Origin of the sequence: Comamonas thiooxydans (genome assembly GCF_000964545.1) — a bacterium.
Taxonomy (GTDB): Bacteria; Pseudomonadota; Gammaproteobacteria; order Burkholderiales; family Burkholderiaceae_C; genus Comamonas; species Comamonas thiooxydans.
Window position 1 is genome coordinate 263367 of sequence record NZ_BBVD01000010.1, and the last position, 18344, is coordinate 281710.

Genomic DNA, 18344 nt, shown 5'->3' on the forward strand with positions numbered 1-18344 from the left:
ACAGCATCTGACATGGGCCTCAATATAGAGAGCCGATGTCTGCAACCCAACGAGAGGAAACCCCGGAGATTGTCGACAAATGCTACGCCGCAAGCTCCTGCTCAGAGCAGAAGCCAAGCGCTGCATGGCCTGCAACCCGGCCCGGTATTTACCCCAGCGCCAGCACCTCCAGTGCGCCGGGCTTGGGCAATTCAATGACATTGCCTCGCCCGGCAATCAGCCCATGCTCTCGCAACTGTCGGAGCACGCGCGAGAATGTTTCCGGCGCAATACCCAGTTGCGCTGCAATCAGGCGTTTGCGTGCCTTGAGGGTGACATGCAGGGCATTGTCATTTCCTCCCGGGCTCGCATGGTTCAGCAGCCACTGGGCGCAGCGAGCTTCGGCGTCCTGAGCCAGGCGGCTGACCGCCAGCTCGGTCTGCGAGCAATAGGCCCTGGCCAGATCTTTGAGCAAGTGCTGCACGGCGGGTGCAAGCTCCGCCACAGAGCTTAGAAAGCGCGCCAGAGGAATGATGTAGATGCGCCCGGCCGTCTGCGCCTGCATATCGAGGCAGGAAGGACGCTCTTGCAGCGCAAAAGCGGCATCCAGCCAGGTCGGCCCTTCCACCTGCCCCAGTTGATGGCGCATGGCCGAATCCTGCCCGACCCCGAGCATCACGCTGCCGCTTTCCAGATACAGCACCGAATCGAGGGGTTGGCGACGTTGCCTGAGCCAAGAGCCTGGAGCAAAGCTCTCAGGCTGCCCAAACGTGGAAGCGATTTGCGACATGGAGGGCATGGTGAACATATGCGCCACACTGTGCCGGGCTTTGCCCCAGCTCATATTGAGCCAAGTCAACAAGCCGGGCCGAGCAGCAAAAAGGGCCGCAGTCGAAACTGCGGCCCTTTGCACCTATCAGGCGCTGCTGTCGCAAATCATCGCCATTCGTCGATCGGCTTGTATGGCGGGCATCTACCAAGTGTGTGCGTAGCTGACTCGCAACACAGTGCCCGCTGCAGGGAGGCGGCTGGTGTTGTTGTTATTGCGAAGCAGCTGGCTGTATAGCGGGAAGTAGTTGCGGTTGAGCAGGTTTTCCACACCGAGCGATACGCGGTTCTTGGAGTCGATTTTCCATTGGCTGATCAAGTCCACTGTGGTGTAGCCTTTGGTGTCATGGCGCCCAAAGCTGGTCTTGCCATCCAGGCGGTAATCCTTGGAGGCATATGCGCTTGCCTGGATACGGTGGCTCCAGCTGGCATTGGGACGGTATTCCACATAGGCAGTCAGTTTGAGGGGCGGAATACGATAGCCCGTCATGTCCTGATAAAGGCTTGAGCCCTGCGGGAGTTCACGACCTTTCATCCAGGTAAAGCTCCCACCGCTGCTCCAGCGGTCATCATCGCTGAAGTAATCGAGGCCGCCTTCGATCCCCCTGATTTTTTCTTTGGTTCGCAGCAGCGTGAGTCCGTTGTTGAAGCTCTGCACGGCACCGAGGTCGGAGCTCGATTGAAAGGCTCCCAGGTTGGCAATGACGTTGGAAAACTTGCCGCGCCAACCGACTTCCACGGTATCTGTTTTGACGGCCTGCAGGTTGGAGTTGCCGATGTTGAAGCCCGCTGTGGCATTACGTACCACGACCCCGATATCCGGTAGCTCAAAGCCCTGGCTGTAGGACGTATAGAACTCGTGACCCTTGGTAGGCGCAAAGACCGTGCCCAGGTTGTAAGACCATGAGCCATATTTAACGGTACCGCCAGAGACGGACTGGGGACTGGGCAATTTCGATTGCGACAAAGGGGTGAAGTCGTTGAAGCTGGCCTGAGCTCGGTCGTAGCGCGCTCCGCCTTCCACAGACCACTGATCGTTGAATTTGTGTTGCAGCTGGGCAAAGGCGCCAATGCTTCGGGTCGTGACCTGGGGCATATAGATCAGGCGGCCAATCTTGTTGAACACCAGACCTTCACTGGCGTCATAGGCCTTGGGATCAAAGATATCGATCGGCATGTCGGTGCGCTCGTGATTGAAGTCCGCCCCCCAGATCAGCAAGGTGTTCCTCTCTTGTCCGAGAGGTGTTTTGATGGTCAGGCGACCACCGAACACATCGGAGTTCTGCATGGACTGATCGACGTTGGCGCCTCGCACAGGAACGGCTCGTGCATCGAAGGGCGCAAAGCGCGTATAAAAATCCCGGTAATAGAGTTGAGCCGCCACGGCGCTGCCTGCGAGATCGCGGTTCTCATAGTCAAGACCCAGCATGGTGTTCTTGATCTGGTTTTGATCTGCAAGTACCAAGCCCTTGATAGGCCTGGCGGCTGCCGTACCTGCGGGCAAGCGGGCCACTGACGGATCGGATGCATAGTCAGTGTCCTGGCTGGCGTTGTAGTGGCTCGCGGAGAATTGAAGCCGTTGATTTGCGTCCAGCTTGAAGCCGAGCTTGGCCGACGCGTTGTAGATATTGGAGTCGAACAAGTCTCCCTGGCTGGGCTCTGGTGCAATGCGGCGCCCCTTGGCGTCGAATGAGCCTCCGACATGCTTTGCGCCCAGGCTGACGGAATAGTCGACCACATCGCCGCCGCCAGAAAGATAGTGCTGGACTTCGGCTCCAAGCCCGGCACCTCTGAGTTTGGACAGCGGTGCAGATCCCGTCACTATGGTCTCTGCCTTGGTCTCGCCCGAGGGGCGTTTGGTACGCACAGAGATGATGCCGCCTGCTGCGCCGCTGCCGTAGATGGCGCTGCTGCCGCGAAGCACCTCGATCTGTTCGATGTCCGCTGGGTTGATGTTGGCGAGGTTTCTGGATGAGTCGCGATTGGTGTTCAGCGGAACGCCGTCCACGAGGACAAGCATGTTCCGGCCACGCAGAGTCTGCCCATAGTCGGTGATTGTGTGGCTGGAATCTGCCATCCCTGGGACGACTTTGCTGAGCATGGTTGCCAGACTGTCGGAGCCTTGCCGAAGTTGCTGAACTTCTTCACCTTCGAGAATACTGACCTGCCTAGACGGCGCGACGAGATTATTCTGGGTACGTGCCATCACCGTAACGGCGGCAAGCTCGGGAGAGCCTTGGTCGCTGGCGGGCACGGAAGCACTGCTCTTTTGTTCGATGGATGCCTTGGTGGTCCCCGGGACTTCCAGTGCATAGTTGCCTTCACTTAGACGACGTGCACTCAGTCCCGAGCTTTCCAGCAAATGTGCAAAACCGCCATCGACGGTGTGGAAACCGGACAGGCCGGCGGTACGCTTGTCCTTGAGTCTGCTCAGATCCACGCTGAGATTGATGCCTGCCTGAGCTGCAAAGTCCATCAGTGCGGGACCGAGCGGGCCAGCGGATACCTGATAGGACTTCTGCGCAGGGCTGGTAACCTGATCTGCAGCGTAAGCCTCTGGCATGTGCAAACCGATAGCGGCTGTGCCGACGATGGCAACAAGAACTCCTCCGACTGCCGTTGCGACCGGGCGCAGCCGCCTCGCTTTGGCGTTTCTGTTGAGTTTCCGGACGTATTTTTCAGGCATCTGCTCAATCCTCTTGGCTGTCAATAAACGGGTCTTGATGCACTTGACAGGCGAGATTGAAAAACAGGACAGCGATTTAGCAGAGTCATCGCTGCGGCCTGATTTTCGGAGGACAGCGTGCGAAAACCTGATCCCGGGAAACGTCAGGAACGCGTGAAGGTGATCCAGTAACGGGTGCGTTGCTGCCTATGGATCGGCATGGTCCGAGCCAGCAACTCGAGAATGCGATCTGTATCGCGCAAATGGAATGTGCCGGACACGAGCAGCTCAGCAGCACCCGGATCGCAGCGCAGGATCCCTTCGCGATAGCGCTGCAACTCCTCCAGGAAGTCAGCCAGGCGCATGTTCTCGGCATACAGCACACCCCGAGTCCAGGCATCGGCGTGGGGTGGCAGCGACGTGAAGGCCCCCGCCTTGTGAGCATCGAAGATCACTTGCTCGCCAGCCTGCACGACAAGCGACTGACTGGAATGGGCTGGCATTACCTGCACCGCGCCTTGCAGCACCGACAGCGTCGTGCTTCGCGCATGCTTTCGAACGATGAATTTGGTGCCCAGTGCCTGCAGCCGCCCATCGGCAGTCTGGACAACAAAGGGCAAGGTCTTGTATTCGCTCAGGTGTGCGGTTTCCACCAGAAACTCACCTGCAAGATGCTGGATCAGACGTTCTTTGCCATCGAACTGAACGCTTATTGCGGAAGCCGTATTCAACAGCACCTGACTGTTGTCAGCCAAGGTCAGTTCGCGTCGTTCGCCTGTTGCTGTCCTGAAGTCCGCATTCCAGATATGCCATGGCAGATAGCGGTAGGAGAGCCAGCCAAGCATTGGAGTTGCCAGAGCGAGTGCCGATGCACGCAGAATCTGCCGGCGATTTCCTGCGGCACGTGGACGATCCAGAACGGCCATGCCGACTGCCGAGGGAACACCATCCATTCGGAATTTCAGTTGCTCTATGCGTTGCCAGATTGCCTCGTGAGTTGCACTGCGGCTGCGCCATCGAGCAAGCTCGGCCTGCTCTGCTTCGCTGAAATCCGATGCATGCCGGCGAGCCAGCCATTGAGCGGCCTCATCGAGAATGCTTGCATCGATTGCACTCATTTCAGGCATCCAGCATCACGCGCAGGCATTGCCGGAAGCCTTGCGCCATATAGCGGGTGACCGTACGCACGCTTACTTGCATCTGCGTGGCAATCTCCTCATAAGCAAGCCCTTCGAGCTGCGAAAGCAGGAATGCAGTGCGAACTTTCGCTGGAAGCTCTCCCAGCAATGCATCCAGCTCCTCCAGAGTCTCCAGCAAGATGGCTCGAGCCTCCACCGAGAGCGCAGTGGCTTCAGGCAACAGCTGCAAGGAGGCAAGATATGCCTGTTCGAGCGAGCGGCGTTCCAGGTGATTGATCATCAATCGCCTGGCAACAGTTGTCAGATAAGCCCTGGGCTCTCTGATGTCTTCGATTGCTTGCGTTCTGGCAGTTGTCCAAATGCGCGTGAATGTGTCCTGCGCAATGTCTGCCGCATCGCAGCGGTCGCCAAGCTTGCGCTGCAGCCAGGAGATCAGCCAGCGGTTGTGCAGTGTGTACATGCTGCCAAGTGCTTCACTGGCGATGCTGTTGGCGTGGGTAGGCACCGAAGTCTCTCGTGCATTGGAAATGCAACGATTTTACATAAATGATACCCATTCTCACCTATGCAAAAGCCCCACAGCCCTCCGCCAAGCCAGACCCGGTCCGGCCAAGAGTCATAGCAGCCGCGCAGATGCATCAACTGCGCGGCCGTCGTCAAAGGATCTCGGATCCGTACCTGCTCTGAATTAGCAAGAGCGTCATCCACCTGAAGACCAGAGGCCTGGCTGCAAACTCCAGCAACCCCTCCAGCCCAGCTCCTGCACACCCGCGTCAGAAGTCAACCGTTGCCGACAGCGCCAGCGTGCGTGGCGCCCCCAGTGCCAAGCTGGACAGCAGTGGCATGCCCCAATAGGCCTTGTTGGAAACGTTCAGCACCGTCGCACGAAACGTGACTGGGTTGCCGGCGACCTTGGTTGCATAGCGTGCACCGAGGTCGTAGGTCACACGACCTGCCGCCCAAAGGCTGTTGTCCGCACTGATGTATTGCTTGGACACCGCCGTGGCATTACCCGTAACAGTCAGCCCGGCAATGGCAGGAACATCCCATTCAGCACCCAATTTTCCTTGCAGCTTGGGTACACCCGTGGCGACTTTGCCCTGATTGACGCCGGCTGCGGTCTGCGTCAGCTTGGGCGCGGTGTAGGCAATCCCGCCCATCAGGCGTACGCCACGCAGCGGCGATCCCCAGAAGCCCCATTCGACGCCGCGATTGCGCTGCTCTCCGCCGAACGAGAAGATATTGGTGACCGGGTCCGTATAGCTGCTGGGACGAGTGATCTCGAACAGACTGAGCGTGTGCGCGAATTCCCCAAGATCAAGTTTGACACCCACTTCTTTCTGCTTGGTCTTGTAAGGCGCAAACACTTCGCCCGCATTCGCCGCGGTCATTGGTGCGGTTGCGCCCTGGCTCAGGCCTTCGATGTAATTGGCATAGGCCGAAACATGCTCCGTCGCCCTGAACAGCAATGCTGCAGCAGGCGATGTGGCGCTTTGGTCATATCGCGAAGTGCGCGCCCCGGTGGTGATACTGAAGGCGTCGCTGACCACTTGCTGGCGGCGCACCCCCAGGGTGAGTTGCACACGATCTTCGGCAAATGACATGGTGTCCGCCAGGCCATAGCTGCTCAGGCGCACCTCGGTGTGCGAGATGTGCGGCGCAACAAAGGGCGCTTCCGGTCCCCAGACCGGGTTGTAGAGGTTGGTGGTCCAGTCTGCACCCGGCACGCTGCGGCGACCATAGTCATCCTGCTTGTGAGCATAGTGCGTTGCATTGAGCGCCCATTGATGCTTGATGGCTCCGGTTTGGAGCCTTCCCTTGAGACCAATTTCAGCCGAACGCTTTTTCTGCTCGAAGGCCAGTTGTCCCATGGCGGTCTTGAAATCGCCCGCTGCGTTGAGCACCTGAGCCGACATCGCACCGTTGTATTCATAGTCGGTTTTGCTGACGCCGAAGGCCGCGTAGGCCATTACCTGATCGCTCACATCGAATTCACCGCGCACCATCGCCGCCTTGTCCTGGTTGTGCACATGCGACCAGTTGGGGTTCAGCAAGGTCTCAGGCTTGGGCGGCCTGGGAATGGCCCCCCCCGGAGCCAGACTGATGCCGCGTGTCACGCCGTTCACGCGGTCATCGCTGGTGTAGAAGTCGGCGGAGATACGGGCTCGATCGCCACGCCAGTCAAGGCCCAATGATGCAAGCCTGGATTTCTTGTCCTGCTGGTTTACGGCCCCTTCACCTCCACGGTAAACACCATTGAAGCGGATGCCGAACTGCTTGTCTGCGCCAAATCTGCGCCCCAGATCAATATGGCCGCCAAACTGCGAATCCGACATATAGGTGGTAGTCAGCCGCGTGATGGGATCGCTGGTAGCGCGTTTGGGAACCAGGTTGACGGAGCCCCCCACTGATCCTCCAGGGGGCATGCCATTGAGCAATGCGGACGGTCCTTTGAGGACTTCGATGCGCTCGAACATCTCCGGCGTGGTGCGGTAGTAAGGAGCCATGCCATAGAGACCGCCCAGCGTCATGTCGGAGCTGCTCGAAGAGAAACCGCGAATCGAGTAGTTCTCGCTCCATGACGCGGCAACCCCATTGCTGAACACCGTGGGATCGGTGGCAGAGATCACATCGGTAATGGACTGTGCCTGACGATCCTGCGTGAACTTTTCCGTATAGCTGATGGTGCTGAAGGGCGTCTCCATGAAGTCCTTGTCTCCCAACAGGCCGACACGACCGCCGGAATTGACCTGGCCCCCTGCATAGGGAGCGGTGACGGGAGCGACTTTTTCTTGCACGGTGACCTGTGGCAGAGTGGCCTCGACCTCGCTGGTTGGCACTTGGGCGTGCGCCGCTCCCGCCAGCTGACTGCCCATGGCCAGTCCCAGCAGCACATAGGGGCACATCACGCTACGCCGGCGTGCAAATGGAGGAGTCGTCAGAGAGTTTTGTGAAATGAGACCTGGGTTCTTGGACATACCCGATTCCTGTCGATACATGCATGATGTTTTTGCACCGCATGCTTAATAGAACTGCTGGCTGGGTATGGACCTGGCTACGACAAATAAAGAAGCAATCAGCGCGAATAGCCCTTGAGCACATCGCTAAACAACAGCTTCAGTGAGCTTGGGCTGGCACCTGTGGTGTACCAGGCATCTGCATCGACAAACACCACGCGCCCGTTCTTCCAGGCCTTGGTCTGGCGCAGCAAGGGATTGGCAATGCCATCGGCATTGATGACGGGGCGGCGCTCCATCACCGCAGTGCGATCCACCACATAAAGGATCTCCGGATCCGCCTGCTGGATGAATTCGCTGGAGATGGGTTGCCCATGCAGACTGGTTTCCAGCGCAGAGCTTGCGGGCTTCACGCCCAGCGCGCTGAACACGAAGCCGTAACGCGATTGCAGACCGAAGGAGCTGAAAGCTCCGTTGTTGTGCAACACGATCATGGCCCGCTCCGGCCGACCTTGCGTGATGCGCCGCACCTGTTGAACCTGTGCATCCAGCTCTGCAGCCTTGGCGCTGGCAAGCCCTTCCTTGTTGAATATGCGGCCCAGGGTCAGCAGATGGTTCTTGACGACTTCGATATGTCCCTTCTCGCTGTTCTTGAAGTCCACCTCGTAGTACAAGGCGGGGGCAATTTCAGCCAGCTCCTCGTATTTGCCGGCCTGCAACGATGTCATCAGGATGAGATCCGGCCGCAGCGCGTGCACACGCTCCAGATTAGGCTGAACGATGGCGCCGAGGTCCTGCACCTTGGCGTCGCCCTTGTACTTGGCGAGGAAATGGGGAACGTAGTCCTTCACCATTCCCGCAACGGGCACGCCAAGCTGATCGAGGAAGTCCACCTCGTTCATCTCCAGCGCCGCCACACGCTGCGGCAGACGCTTGATAAGCGTGGCGCCCAGTTTGTGACGGATGGAAATAGGCTCATAGGCGTGGGCCATGCCTGGCGCGGAGGACAAAGCCGCCATGCCGGCAACAGAGAGCAGGATTTGCCTGCGCAACGAATTCATGAGTGATCTTCCCTGGATGTGAAGTAATTGCAGAAACAGCCACGCTGATTGCGCGTGATCTCGAAATCCAGCTCGTACAGATCGGCCATGCGCGTCTCGGTCACCACGTCCTGAGCCGGGCCGTGAAAGCGCAGGGCTCCGTTCTTGAGCGCGACTATGTGGTCCGAGTAATTGACCGCAAAGTTGATGTCGTGAATCACCAAAATCACGGTGCGGCCCTGCTCATCGCAGAGGCGACGCAGTGCGCGCATGATCTGTACGGCATGCCTCATGTCGAGGTTGTTGAGTGGCTCGTCGAGCAGCAGCACATCTGTCTGCTGCGCAATCGTCATTGCGAGAAATGCCATCTGCCGCTGGCCGCCGCTGATCTCATCGATGAAAGCGTGACGCAGCGACTCCAAAGACAGAAAGGCGATTGCCTCATCCATGGCTCGGCGATCCTGAACAGTCAGCGCGCCACGGCTATGCGGGAAACGTCCAAAAGCGACCAGTTCTTCCACCGTCAGGCGCATATTGAAGCCGGGGGCCTGGCGCAGCGTGGCAACATGCCGTGCGTATTCGGCAACGGGAATTCGGCTGACGTCACGTGCCTGCCACTGAATCGCACCGCTGTTGGGCTCCAGCAAGCGCGCCATCAGCATGAGCAGCGTGGACTTGCCCGCACCATTGGGTCCGATCAGCGATGTGACGCGCTGAGCAGGAAACTCCACGCTCACGTCTGACAACACCGTCCTGCCGCCATATTGCTTGGAAAGATGGTTGACACCCATCATGCTGCACCCCGTTTGCGCACAATCAGTGCCAGGAAATACACACCGCACACCAGATTCACCAGGATGCTGACGGTGGTCTTGTAGTTGAAAACATGCTCAACCAGCAGTTGAGCGGCAAGAAAAATGGCAATGGCAACCACACACCCCAGCGGCAGCGTGACGCGGTGGCGTGCATGCGGAACCAGGGCGTAGACGATGTTGGCCACAAAGATGCCCATGAAGGCTGTGGGTCCCACAAGGCTGGTGGACAGCGCCACCAAAATGGCGATCAGCGCCAGGTAGAGCTGCAAATACCGGCCATGCGGCACGCCCAGAGAAATGGCCTGCTCACGCCCCAGAGCCAGCACATCCAGCACCGCCAGCGTCTTGCGGACCACGGCACAGGCGACCGCTACCGCAATAGCTGCATAGAGCAAAGTCTGCGGCTTGGCACGATTGAAGGATGTGTAGCTCACGCCCTGAAACACTGCAAACTCGCCGGGGCTGATGCGCAGTTGCACAAACTGGGTGAACGTGCCGATCACCATGGTCAGCACCAGACCGAGCAGCAGCAGCACATAGACATCATTGCGGCCGCGGCGCAACAGCCACCATTGAAGTGCCCATGAATAGGTCAGCATCAACAGCACGGAGACGAGGAAATTCCCGTGTACGCCAAGCATGCTCAAGCCATGTGTACCCAGCAGCAACAGCAGCATGGCCTGCCACAGCAGATACACGGCCTCGTAACCCATGATGGACGGCGTCAGAATGCGGTTGTTCACCAGCGCCTGAAACACTATGGCCGACACTGCCACACAGATGCCGCCAATGACAATCGACGCAAGGCGTACAAGGCGCTTGGGGATCACATAATCCGTATCCAGTCCGGAGCCCAGCAGCACAAAAGCAAGCGCCAGGAGTGCAATCGACAGCGCTGCGAACCAGCAGGTCTTGGTCAACGACATGCGCATCAGCGAAGTCCCCGCACAATCAGCACCAGGAACATCACACCGCCCACCGCACCGGCAGTAAGGCCGATAGGCACCTCGAACGGGTACATCACCAGGCGGCCTGCAATGTCGCAGGCCAACAGCAGTGATGCACCTCCCAAAGCCACCAATGGCAATGTGCGTCGCAAGTTCTCACCACAGCGCATGGCAACCAGCTGGGGCACGACAAGGCCCACAAAAGGAATCGCCCCCACGGCAATCACCGTGGCAGAAATCGTCAATGCCACCAGCACCAAACCGATGATGGCCGTGGCTGCATAACCCAGGCCCAGACTCGTGGCGATGTCTTCGCCCATGCCCAGCACAGTGAAGCGGTGCGCATACAGATAGGCCAGCATCACTACCGGAAAAATAATGTAGAGAATCTCGTAATGGCCTTGCACCACGCGGGAAAAGTCACCCAGCAACCAGCCCTGCATGCTTTGCAGAATGTTGTGGCTGTATGCATAGAACTCGGCAATCGAGGTGAGCACGCTGCCGTACATCAGACCGACGACGGGCACCAGCACCAGATTGCGAAACTGGATACGTCGAATCACGGCAATGAACAGCAGACTTGCCATCAGGCAGAACACCAGCGCAAACAGCATCCGGCTCAGGGTTCCCGCAGCAGGCATCACGGTCAGCGCCACCAAGATACCGAGCTTGGCCGCATCCAGCCCCCCTGTGGTGCCCGGCTCCACAAACTTGTTGCGCACGATGTGCTGCAGGATCACGCCGCACACCGACAGACCCGCCCCCGTAAGCACCAGCGCCGCCAAACGCGGCAAGCGGCTTGCAGTCAGGGTGAGCCAGGCATCGCCGGAGAATGAAAGCACGTCCGACCACACCATCTGCCGCGCCCCCAGCAGCACGGACACCACGCACAGCACAGCAAACACCAGCAACCAACGCTTGCGCATCACACGGCATCCTCGGACATTTGCACTGCGTTCATGCGCCAGCCTTTGGCAGCGCGGCTCTGCGCAAGCAATTGGGCATAGCGACCCTGACTTGCCTTTAACTGCGCAGGTGATCCGCTCTCTACCACGCCGCCGCCTTCCAGCACCACAATCTGATCTGCCATGGCAATGGTGGAGAGCTGGTGCGCGATCACGATGAGCGTGCGCTGCCCCTTCAGCCGTGCAAGTGTTTGAGCGATGATGGACTGGTTCTCTGCGTCCAGCGCAGCAGTGGCTTCATCCACCAGCAGGATGGGGGACTCCTTGATCAAGGCCCGGGCAATCGCTATGCGCTGGCGTTCCCCTCCGGAAAGACGTGCGCCGTTTTCGCCCACCATTGTCAGCACCCCGTCTGGCAATCGCGCAATGACTTCATCAAGCCCGGCCTGATGCGCAGCTTGCAGAACTTGCGCATCGCTGGCGTCCGATTTGCCAATGCGGATGTTGTCGGCAATGCTGCCGCAAAGCAGATAGCTATCCTGAAAGATCTGGCTGATTTGCCCGGCCAGTTGCGCATCGCCAATGTCACGGACATCCACGCCTGCGATCAAGACCTCGCCCTGCGTGGCATCGAAGAAACGGGCGATCAGTCGCATCACCGTGGACTTGCCGGAACCAGATGCACCTATCAGCGCCGTCATGCTGCGCGGCGGCACATGCAAGCTCACACCGTGCAGCACTTCATCTGCAGACCCTGGATATTGAAACCGCACATCACGCAACTCCACGCAAGAATCGCCAACAAGTGTTGCCTGCTTCGGTTGCGGCAGCGGCTGCACGGCAAATAGCTCCTGTACTGCTTGCAGCTGCGAGCCTGCACTCCTAAGCACTTCCGCGTAGCCGGCGATTTCCTGCAAGGGCTCGATAAAACGCACCACAAGCAATAACGCAACCGTCAAGGCAATGATTTGCGCTGTGGACAAAGAGCCACCGGACGCTGCGTTCAAACCGGATATCGCGACCACCAGCTGCACGGCAAAGATCAGCTGCACGGTCCATACACAGAATACGGAGGACAGCGATGACAACACCACCAGCCGCAGTCCGGATTGACGTTGCTCGGTAATGGCCTGCTCCAGAAAGCGTGTGCTGCGGCCATCGCCGCTGAACGCGCGCAGCACGGATTGGGCCTGGGCAAACTCCACCACACGCTGACTGGCTTGGGCAAAGTCGCGCTGAAAAGCTGCATTGGCGCGCGCCGACATCGACGAGGTCAATGCGAACGATCCTGCAAGCAATGGAAGCGCAATCAGCGCAGTGAGCCCCAGGACCGGACTCACAACCAGAAGTGCCACCAACACGATCACGGCCGTGGCCGCACCACTGATGAGTGGAGTGAAAACATGCGCTGGCAATTGCGCGATGCCCATCATCCCCTGCGTCACCACATGGCCGATGCGCGCGGTATTTTTCGGCGTATACCAGCCGATGGGCAGACTCGCCATATGAAGGCCCAGGCGATGCCGTCCGCCTTGCAGAACCGCCACGCCGACACGGATGCCCGCCTGCTCCACGACACGTCTGGCAATCCATGACAGCAGCACACCCAGCAGCAGCACGCATAGCCAGCCCATGGCTGCACGCCAGTCACCTTGCAACCAATGCGTCAGCAACGGTTGCAGCACTGCCATCGTCAGACCGCACAGCACACCGTAGGCAACAGCCATCCATGTGTAGCGGTGCAGCAGGCGTGCATCATCACCCAGCAACTTCAAAAAGGTCTTCAGCATGGCAGCTCACTCTTTGGCATCGGGCTGGCATAAGCACCAAGCTGCCACAGCCGCGCATAGAGACCGTCTTCCGCCATCAGTTGCGCATGTCTGCCTTGCTCGGCAATCTCTCCATCGCGCAGCACCAGAATGCGATCCGCATGCACGATGGTGTCGAGCCGGTGTGCAATCACCAGCAAGGTGCGCCCACGTGCAAAGCGAGAAAGTGCGTCCTGAATGAAGGCTTCGCTTTCCACATCTGCAGATGCGGTAGCTTCATCCAGCACGAGAATGGGCGGATTCAGCAGCACTGCCCGGGCAATGCTCAGGCGCTGGCGCTCCCCACCGGAGAGCTGCGCATCCTCGCCAACCACGGAGTCGTAGCCACGCGGCAACGCCAGAATGCGATCGTGGATGTGGGCTGCGCGGGCTGCTGCCTCGATTTCCTCCATAGTGGCCGATGGACGGGCCAGCGCAATGTTCTCGCGCACACTGGCGTGAATCAGCTGCACTTCCTGCAGCACAAAGCCAATGCGTTGATACAGGGTTGTGCTGGTGATCTGCCGTAAATCGACTCCACCCAGAGTGATGCGCCCCTGTGCGGGATCGAAAAACCGCAACAGCAAACGTGCCAGCGTGGATTTTCCTGAACCCGAAGGGCCGACCACGGCCGTGACGGTGCCGGGATGCATGTCGAAGCTGATGCCGGACAGCACCTGATGCTCTGCCGCATACGCATAACCCACCTGCTCGAAACGCACGGCATTGCCTTCAGGATGCGATGGCTGCCCCGGCGCCGGTTGCGGCAGCACCGGAGTGTCCAGCAATGCCAGCACGCGCTGGGCCGCACCGGTTGCACCCTGCAGGTCATGCAGCAAGGTATGCAAAAGCAAAAGCGGCGCACAAATACCGGGCGCGACGAGTGCGAACGGCAATACATCAAGAGGCTGCATCCAGCCCATGGCCACAAACGCAGCGCCAGAAGCCAGCACCACACCGAGCACGGTCACAGGCGCAATCAATGCATGCGCACGAGCCATGGAGATCACCAGCGGGCGAGTGAAATCCGTAAAGGCACTGGCAAATCCATCCACGGCATCTCTGTAACCTGCGTGGACCAGGCTCGCTCCACCAAAGGCCTTGATGACCGGAATCCCGCCCGCGAACTCCACCGTAGCGCTGTTGATCCGCCCCAGTCGTGCAACGAACTCCTGCATGTGCGCATTGCTGGCTTTCATTGCGCGCTTGAGAAAAACGAAGAATCCGGGAAATGGCAGCAGCGCAAAGATCGCCATGCGCCAATCCAGCACAAACAGATAAATCACTGCAATCACGATCGCCCCGGCCGCACGCCCCACGGCGGTATAGAAATGCGCAGTCAGACTGTGCAGCGTCGCGATATCGTCCTGCAGCGCCTGCTTGACCTCCCCTGAGGCGCGGGCAGTAAACCAGCCCAAAGGCACTTGCGACAGCCGCTTGATTACAGCAAGGCGCAGATCGTAAGTGAGGCGGTTGTCTGCCAGGTGCGCGATCAGCTCGGCGACGATCACCAAACCCATGCCTACGAACATGCACAGCACTCCGACAGCGATGCTGACCCATATGCCCCCCAAGTCATCGAGCAAGGCTTGCTTGACGATATGCGCGATGACCGCCAGTGGCACCAGCGTGAACATGGTGCCAACCGCAGCGCTCAGGCCAGCAAGCATCAAGCGCCCGCGAACAGGCGCGAATATCCGGGCGATCGGCTGCGCGGGTCTGGCAGCAACTGCAAGCGATTCAGAGGTAGACATTCGATATGGAAGAAGGCCATCTCTCACAAAGATGCGAACGAGAAGCTTTACGAGAATTAGTTGCATGATGATAAACTAATTCAAAACGATTCAAGCAATAGGTCTACGACGAGTGATGTGAATCACCGACAATCTCGCCCAGAGACTGAGAACCAGCGTATGCCCCACACACCCAAGCCCTCGACTCGTGGGAGACCACGCTCCATCACCAGAGAGAAAATTGCAGACGCCGGAATTTCCATCGGCCTTCCTGGCATTACGTTCGTCGGCGTTGCCGCTGCACTGGGCGTCAGCCACATGGCGCTCTACAAGCATGTGCCAAGCCTGGAAGCACTCAAACACCTGATTGCAGAGGAAATCTTCAAGCGCTGGGAGTTGCCGCAGGCAACAAGCCCTCAGCAGATCGGGCTGGAGGAATACCTTATGGGGTTCACTGCGTCCACACGACAGTTCGTAAAAGCGCACCCCGGCGTCACTCCCTTCGTGATTCGCCGCCTGGCGGCCACACCGGCCATGCTGGAGAAGATCAGCGCCCATCAGGCCCATATTGCACAGGCCTACGGCATCACCAAGGAACAATCACGCTGGCTGCTCTCCACCGTGACCTTCTTTTGCATCTCTGCGGCCGACACGGTGTATGCCGCAGCCCGCCTGGAGCCGCTTGACGAAGCGGACGGGCAACTGCAAGAGGCAGAGATGGAGGCAGAATTGCTTGAGGGAACCCATGCCTTGATAGCAGGAGCCCTGGGGCTACTCGAAAGCAGGCCAGACCCCAAGATCGGCGCCCGCATAAACAAGTAATTCGAGTCCTGCGAGACCGCAGGGGGCATGCGGCAGAGATGGGGCGAAGCTGTGAGTGCTCAATAAAGCTCAGTTCTTACGGCACTTGAGTAGCGCTCATTTGCGTGAACGATCTGTTCTGATGTGAATTGAGCGTCACCCTGCAATTGGGCCAGGCCAGCCATCACATCTCCGACTGTAGGCAGATGATTGGGGTCCAGATGACTCTCGTCACGCCACAACCGGGCGCGATTGATGGCACGTCCACAGTGGAACAACACTTCATCGATCCGAATCACTATTGCAGTTTTTGGCACCTTGATCCCTTCTCGCAACTCTTGCATCAGGTCACCATCGGATGAAACTCGACCGCGTCCATTGATTCGCAAAAAGGTTTCCAGACCAGGGAAGAGAAACAGCATCGCCAACCGGTCGTCATTCTGAAGATTGCGCAAGGAGGCAATGCGATTGTTGCCGGGCCAGTCCGCAAAAACCAAGGTGCGTGCATCCAGTACCCGCACAAAACCGGGAGGACCTCCGCGTGGCGATGCATCCAAGCCATTCCCATCTCCCGTGGCAAGACAGAAAAACGTCGCTTTTGCCAAATACGCCTTGTGGAAATCCATCAAATGATCGAGAACCGCTTTCTGAATTCGCTCCGTTGGGTGCGCGTATAGCCGATTCAGATCAACTGCATCTGACTGACTGCTCTCGTGCAACCCTTGATCCGCCGAGTCTTTTGATAAAGGCACGTGAAACTCCTGTGTTTGAGGAAAGTTGCAAGCGTAGGCCTAGGTGATATGGCGGCTGTAGAATTTATCGGCCATTAGATAACTCAAATCCGCCATGCCTGATCTCATGCATCTGTTGGGCTCCTATATGGACTCTCCTGACGGGCCCAGTGTTGTAGCGGCCACTCAAATGCTGGAGAGTGAACTATCTTCCGAGATGCATCAGCATGCACGCGGTCAATTGTTTGGTTCAATCAAAGGCCTGATCTCGGTGCAGGTCGATGGCGGTCTCTGGGTGGTGCCGGCCATACATGCCGTTTGGCTTCCTCCCCATCATGCTCACGCTGGGCGCTCCTTCGGCCCCTACCATGGATGGAGCGCCTATGTGGCAGAAGCCGCATGCGCCAATTTGCCGACACAGCCCTGCATCATCAGGGTATCGGGCCTGCTGCGCGAAGCGGTGCTGCGTATTGCCAGCTCCATGCCGCAAGCCTCCGATCTATCGAGTCAAGCACAGTCACATATATGCGCTGTGGTTCTGGACGAGATCAGAAGCCTGCCGGTTGAGGAGTTTGGTCTGCCCATACCAGCAGATGCGCGTCTGCAACGTATCGCCAAAGCTTTGATAGCCAATCCAGCCGACGAGCGCAGCATCGATGACTGGGCAAATTTCGGAGCCATCAGCTCACGCACTCTCAGTCGCAGATTTGTCAGCGAGACAGGCTTTAATTTCACTGCCTGGCGCCAGCGCGTACGCCTATTGCGATCACTTGAGATGCTTGCAGAAGGCATAAGCATTACAGCCATTGCACTGGATCTCGGCTATGCCAGTATCAGCGCTTACATCAGCCTGTTTCGCCGGACCTTCGGTGAAACGCCGGCATGTTATCGATCACGCTTGAAAGCCGTTTAGCAGGGATCAGCTGAGTCCTCAGGCCAAGGCAGACTTCACACTTTCATTTGCTGCAGTCGTCTTGTTCAACACCGCATCACCGAAGCTTGAGTGTTGAATCTCAATAAAAAAAGCGCTCACAAGGAGCGCTTTTACGAGGAGAAGGGGTCTAGGCTTTGCTGACGCAATCTAGCTCCACGGAAGATCGCATGGAGACCAGATCGCTGCCTACGACTTCAATTACCCCGAACAGCTATTCCAACCAATTAATGTCGTAAACACTGGGCTAGGATCCATGCGGCTGCCAGGTCGCCCCTCTGTACAAGCTGCGTACTTAATGTCGTAAACACATCCCGACCAAAGAGACTAGCTCACTTTTTCTTGTTGCTGCACGGTCTAAATCGACTCGATTTTTAAATCCTCGTGCGTCCATGCCAAGGAAGTCCCAACAGACCTCAAGGCTAGCCGTAAGATTTTCCCGACGCTAATAGATCCACCTAGCATCGTGCAGGAACTATTCTCATCTCATCAATTCTCAAAAGGGAAGTCAGAAACATGTCCGTATCATTGCTCGCTATCGCTTGCAATTTGAGCTAGCACTGAACAACTCCTCCGCATGCTTGGCACGGATTGGTTAAGCGTGAATTGTCCGCCTGACTTCGATCAAAGCAGCCAACCTTATTGCATCGCAGGAATTAAGCTCTCCCCTTCGCTTAGCCACGCACCAGCTTCCACCGCACTCCATACAACCTCACTCACATCATGCGTGATCGCACCGGACCCACGTGCAACATTGGCAATCATCAACATCGCCAAGCATGGGTCATCTTCTGGAGGTGCACACAAGCGATATCTTCGACCGGATTCGGTTCTGACAACCCTCCGAGGAAGATCGATTGCACTAAGTGAGGTTGTCACTCGAAATGACCCAGAGTCCAGCTGTGCCGCAATGCGCAGCAATCCAGAGCTGAGTTGCAGGATGCGCCAGTGGTACAGGTCAACCTCGGCCTGCGACTCAACGCTTGGTGCTTGACGGCAGTTGCTAACGTAAATCAGCATGATGGCCTCCATGAAGCAGCAGAAACTTACCCCCAAATAGCCTAA

15 protein-coding genes are annotated in these 18344 nt (G+C 58.0%); 2 read left to right on the forward strand and 13 right to left on the reverse strand.

Annotated elements, in window-relative coordinates; translation table 11 throughout:
• Nucleotides 1–148: 148 nt before the first annotated feature.
• The 11 genes from Cth01_RS17865 to Cth01_RS17915 all read right to left on the reverse strand — a co-directional run bounded on the left by Cth01_RS17865 (nucleotide 149) and on the right by Cth01_RS17915 (nucleotide 14753).
• The gene (locus tag Cth01_RS17865) at nucleotides 149–787 is read right to left on the reverse strand and encodes a Crp/Fnr family transcriptional regulator (protein WP_034353656.1); all 639 of its coding nucleotides are present in this window, start codon (nucleotides 785–787) and stop codon (nucleotides 149–151) included.
• A 165-nt stretch (nucleotides 788–952) separates the two neighbouring features.
• A complete protein-coding gene (locus Cth01_RS17870; protein ID WP_233425219.1) occupies nucleotides 953–3370 on the reverse strand; it encodes a TonB-dependent receptor in 2418 nt (805 codons plus the stop codon).
• A 266-nt stretch (nucleotides 3371–3636) separates the two neighbouring features.
• Complete coding sequence (locus Cth01_RS17875; protein ID WP_045839960.1) at nucleotides 3637–4590, reverse strand: FecR domain-containing protein; 954 nt, start codon at nucleotides 4588–4590, stop codon at nucleotides 3637–3639.
• 1 nt (nucleotide 4591) lies between these two features.
• Nucleotides 4592–5071: a sigma-70 family RNA polymerase sigma factor gene (locus Cth01_RS17880; RefSeq protein ID WP_045839992.1), complete on the reverse strand. Its 480-nt coding sequence runs from the start codon at nucleotides 5069–5071 to the stop codon at nucleotides 4592–4594.
• A 313-nt stretch (nucleotides 5072–5384) separates the two neighbouring features.
• The gene (locus Cth01_RS17885) at nucleotides 5385–7589 is read right to left on the reverse strand and encodes a TonB-dependent receptor (protein ID WP_045839961.1); all 2205 of its coding nucleotides are present in this window, start codon (nucleotides 7587–7589) and stop codon (nucleotides 5385–5387) included.
• 98 nt (nucleotides 7590–7687) lie between these two features.
• On the reverse strand, nucleotides 7688–8629 hold the full coding sequence (locus Cth01_RS17890; RefSeq protein ID WP_045839962.1) for a siderophore ABC transporter substrate-binding protein: 942 nt from the start codon (nucleotides 8627–8629) through the stop codon (nucleotides 7688–7690).
• Nucleotides 8626–9402: an iron ABC transporter ATP-binding protein gene (locus Cth01_RS17895; protein WP_045839963.1), complete on the reverse strand. Its 777-nt coding sequence runs from the start codon at nucleotides 9400–9402 to the stop codon at nucleotides 8626–8628. Before Cth01_RS17895 ends, Cth01_RS17890 begins: the two co-directional genes overlap by 4 nt.
• A complete protein-coding gene (locus Cth01_RS17900; RefSeq protein ID WP_045839964.1) occupies nucleotides 9399–10355 on the reverse strand; it encodes an iron chelate uptake ABC transporter family permease subunit in 957 nt (318 codons plus the stop codon). The genes Cth01_RS17895 and Cth01_RS17900 overlap by 4 nt, the downstream gene beginning before the upstream one ends.
• Nucleotides 10355–11296, reverse strand: coding sequence for an ABC transporter permease (locus Cth01_RS17905; RefSeq protein ID WP_034353672.1), 942 nt, complete (start codon nucleotides 11294–11296; stop codon nucleotides 10355–10357). The genes Cth01_RS17900 and Cth01_RS17905 overlap by 1 nt, the downstream gene beginning before the upstream one ends.
• On the reverse strand, nucleotides 11296–13065 hold the full coding sequence (locus Cth01_RS17910; RefSeq protein WP_045839965.1) for an ABC transporter ATP-binding protein: 1770 nt from the start codon (nucleotides 13063–13065) through the stop codon (nucleotides 11296–11298). The genes Cth01_RS17905 and Cth01_RS17910 overlap by 1 nt, the downstream gene beginning before the upstream one ends.
• On the reverse strand, nucleotides 13059–14753 hold the full coding sequence (locus tag Cth01_RS17915) for an ABC transporter ATP-binding protein (RefSeq protein WP_370688566.1): 1695 nt from the start codon (nucleotides 14751–14753) through the stop codon (nucleotides 13059–13061). Before Cth01_RS17915 ends, Cth01_RS17910 begins: the two co-directional genes overlap by 7 nt.
• A 243-nt stretch (nucleotides 14754–14996) precedes the next feature.
• Between Cth01_RS17915 and Cth01_RS17920 the strand changes: the two genes are divergently transcribed.
• Nucleotides 14997–15638, forward strand: coding sequence for a TetR/AcrR family transcriptional regulator (locus tag Cth01_RS17920; protein ID WP_034380552.1), 642 nt, complete (start codon nucleotides 14997–14999; stop codon nucleotides 15636–15638).
• 59 nt (nucleotides 15639–15697) lie between these two features.
• Here Cth01_RS17920 and Cth01_RS17925 read toward each other — a convergent pair whose 3' ends face one another.
• Nucleotides 15698–16369: a pyridoxamine 5'-phosphate oxidase family protein gene (locus Cth01_RS17925; RefSeq protein ID WP_233425220.1), complete on the reverse strand. Its 672-nt coding sequence runs from the start codon at nucleotides 16367–16369 to the stop codon at nucleotides 15698–15700.
• A gap of 94 nt (nucleotides 16370–16463) precedes the next feature.
• Between Cth01_RS17925 and Cth01_RS17930 the strand changes: the two genes are divergently transcribed.
• Complete coding sequence (locus Cth01_RS17930; RefSeq protein ID WP_045839967.1) at nucleotides 16464–17261, forward strand: AraC family transcriptional regulator; 798 nt, start codon at nucleotides 16464–16466, stop codon at nucleotides 17259–17261.
• A gap of 657 nt (nucleotides 17262–17918) precedes the next feature.
• On the opposite strand, the gene Cth01_RS24190 is transcribed toward Cth01_RS17930, so the two are convergent.
• On the reverse strand, nucleotides 17919–18344 hold a 426-nt coding region (locus tag Cth01_RS24190; RefSeq protein WP_217997472.1), incomplete at its 5' end, for a hypothetical protein.

Coding starts and splice junctions, on each gene's coding strand:
- Cth01_RS17865 (WP_034353656.1), bottom strand. CDS start 787: ATGTTCACCATGCCCTCCATGTCGCAAATCGCTTCCACGTTTGGGCAG.
- Cth01_RS17870 (WP_233425219.1), bottom strand. CDS start 3,370: ATGCCAGAGGCTTACGCTGCAGATCAGGTTACCAGCCCTGCGCAGAAG.
- Cth01_RS17875 (WP_045839960.1), bottom strand. CDS start 4,590: ATGAGTGCAATCGATGCAAGCATTCTCGATGAGGCCGCTCAATGGCTG.
- Cth01_RS17880 (WP_045839992.1), bottom strand. CDS start 5,071: ATGTACACACTGCACAACCGCTGGCTGATCTCCTGGCTGCAGCGCAAG.
- Cth01_RS17885 (WP_045839961.1), bottom strand. CDS start 7,589: ATGTCCAAGAACCCAGGTCTCATTTCACAAAACTCTCTGACGACTCCT.
- Cth01_RS17890 (WP_045839962.1), bottom strand. CDS start 8,629: ATGAATTCGTTGCGCAGGCAAATCCTGCTCTCTGTTGCCGGCATGGCG.
- Cth01_RS17895 (WP_045839963.1), bottom strand. CDS start 9,402: ATGATGGGTGTCAACCATCTTTCCAAGCAATATGGCGGCAGGACGGTG.
- Cth01_RS17900 (WP_045839964.1), bottom strand. CDS start 10,355: ATGCGCATGTCGTTGACCAAGACCTGCTGGTTCGCAGCGCTGTCGATT.
- Cth01_RS17905 (WP_034353672.1), bottom strand. CDS start 11,296: ATGCGCAAGCGTTGGTTGCTGGTGTTTGCTGTGCTGTGCGTGGTGTCC.
- Cth01_RS17910 (WP_045839965.1), bottom strand. CDS start 13,065: ATGCTGAAGACCTTTTTGAAGTTGCTGGGTGATGATGCACGCCTGCTG.
- Cth01_RS17915 (WP_370688566.1), bottom strand. CDS start 14,753: ATGCTTGCTGGCCTGAGCGCTGCGGTTGGCACCATGTTCACGCTGGTG.
- Cth01_RS17920 (WP_034380552.1), top strand. CDS start 14,997: ATGCCCCACACACCCAAGCCCTCGACTCGTGGGAGACCACGCTCCATC.
- Cth01_RS17930 (WP_045839967.1), top strand. CDS start 16,464: ATGCCTGATCTCATGCATCTGTTGGGCTCCTATATGGACTCTCCTGAC.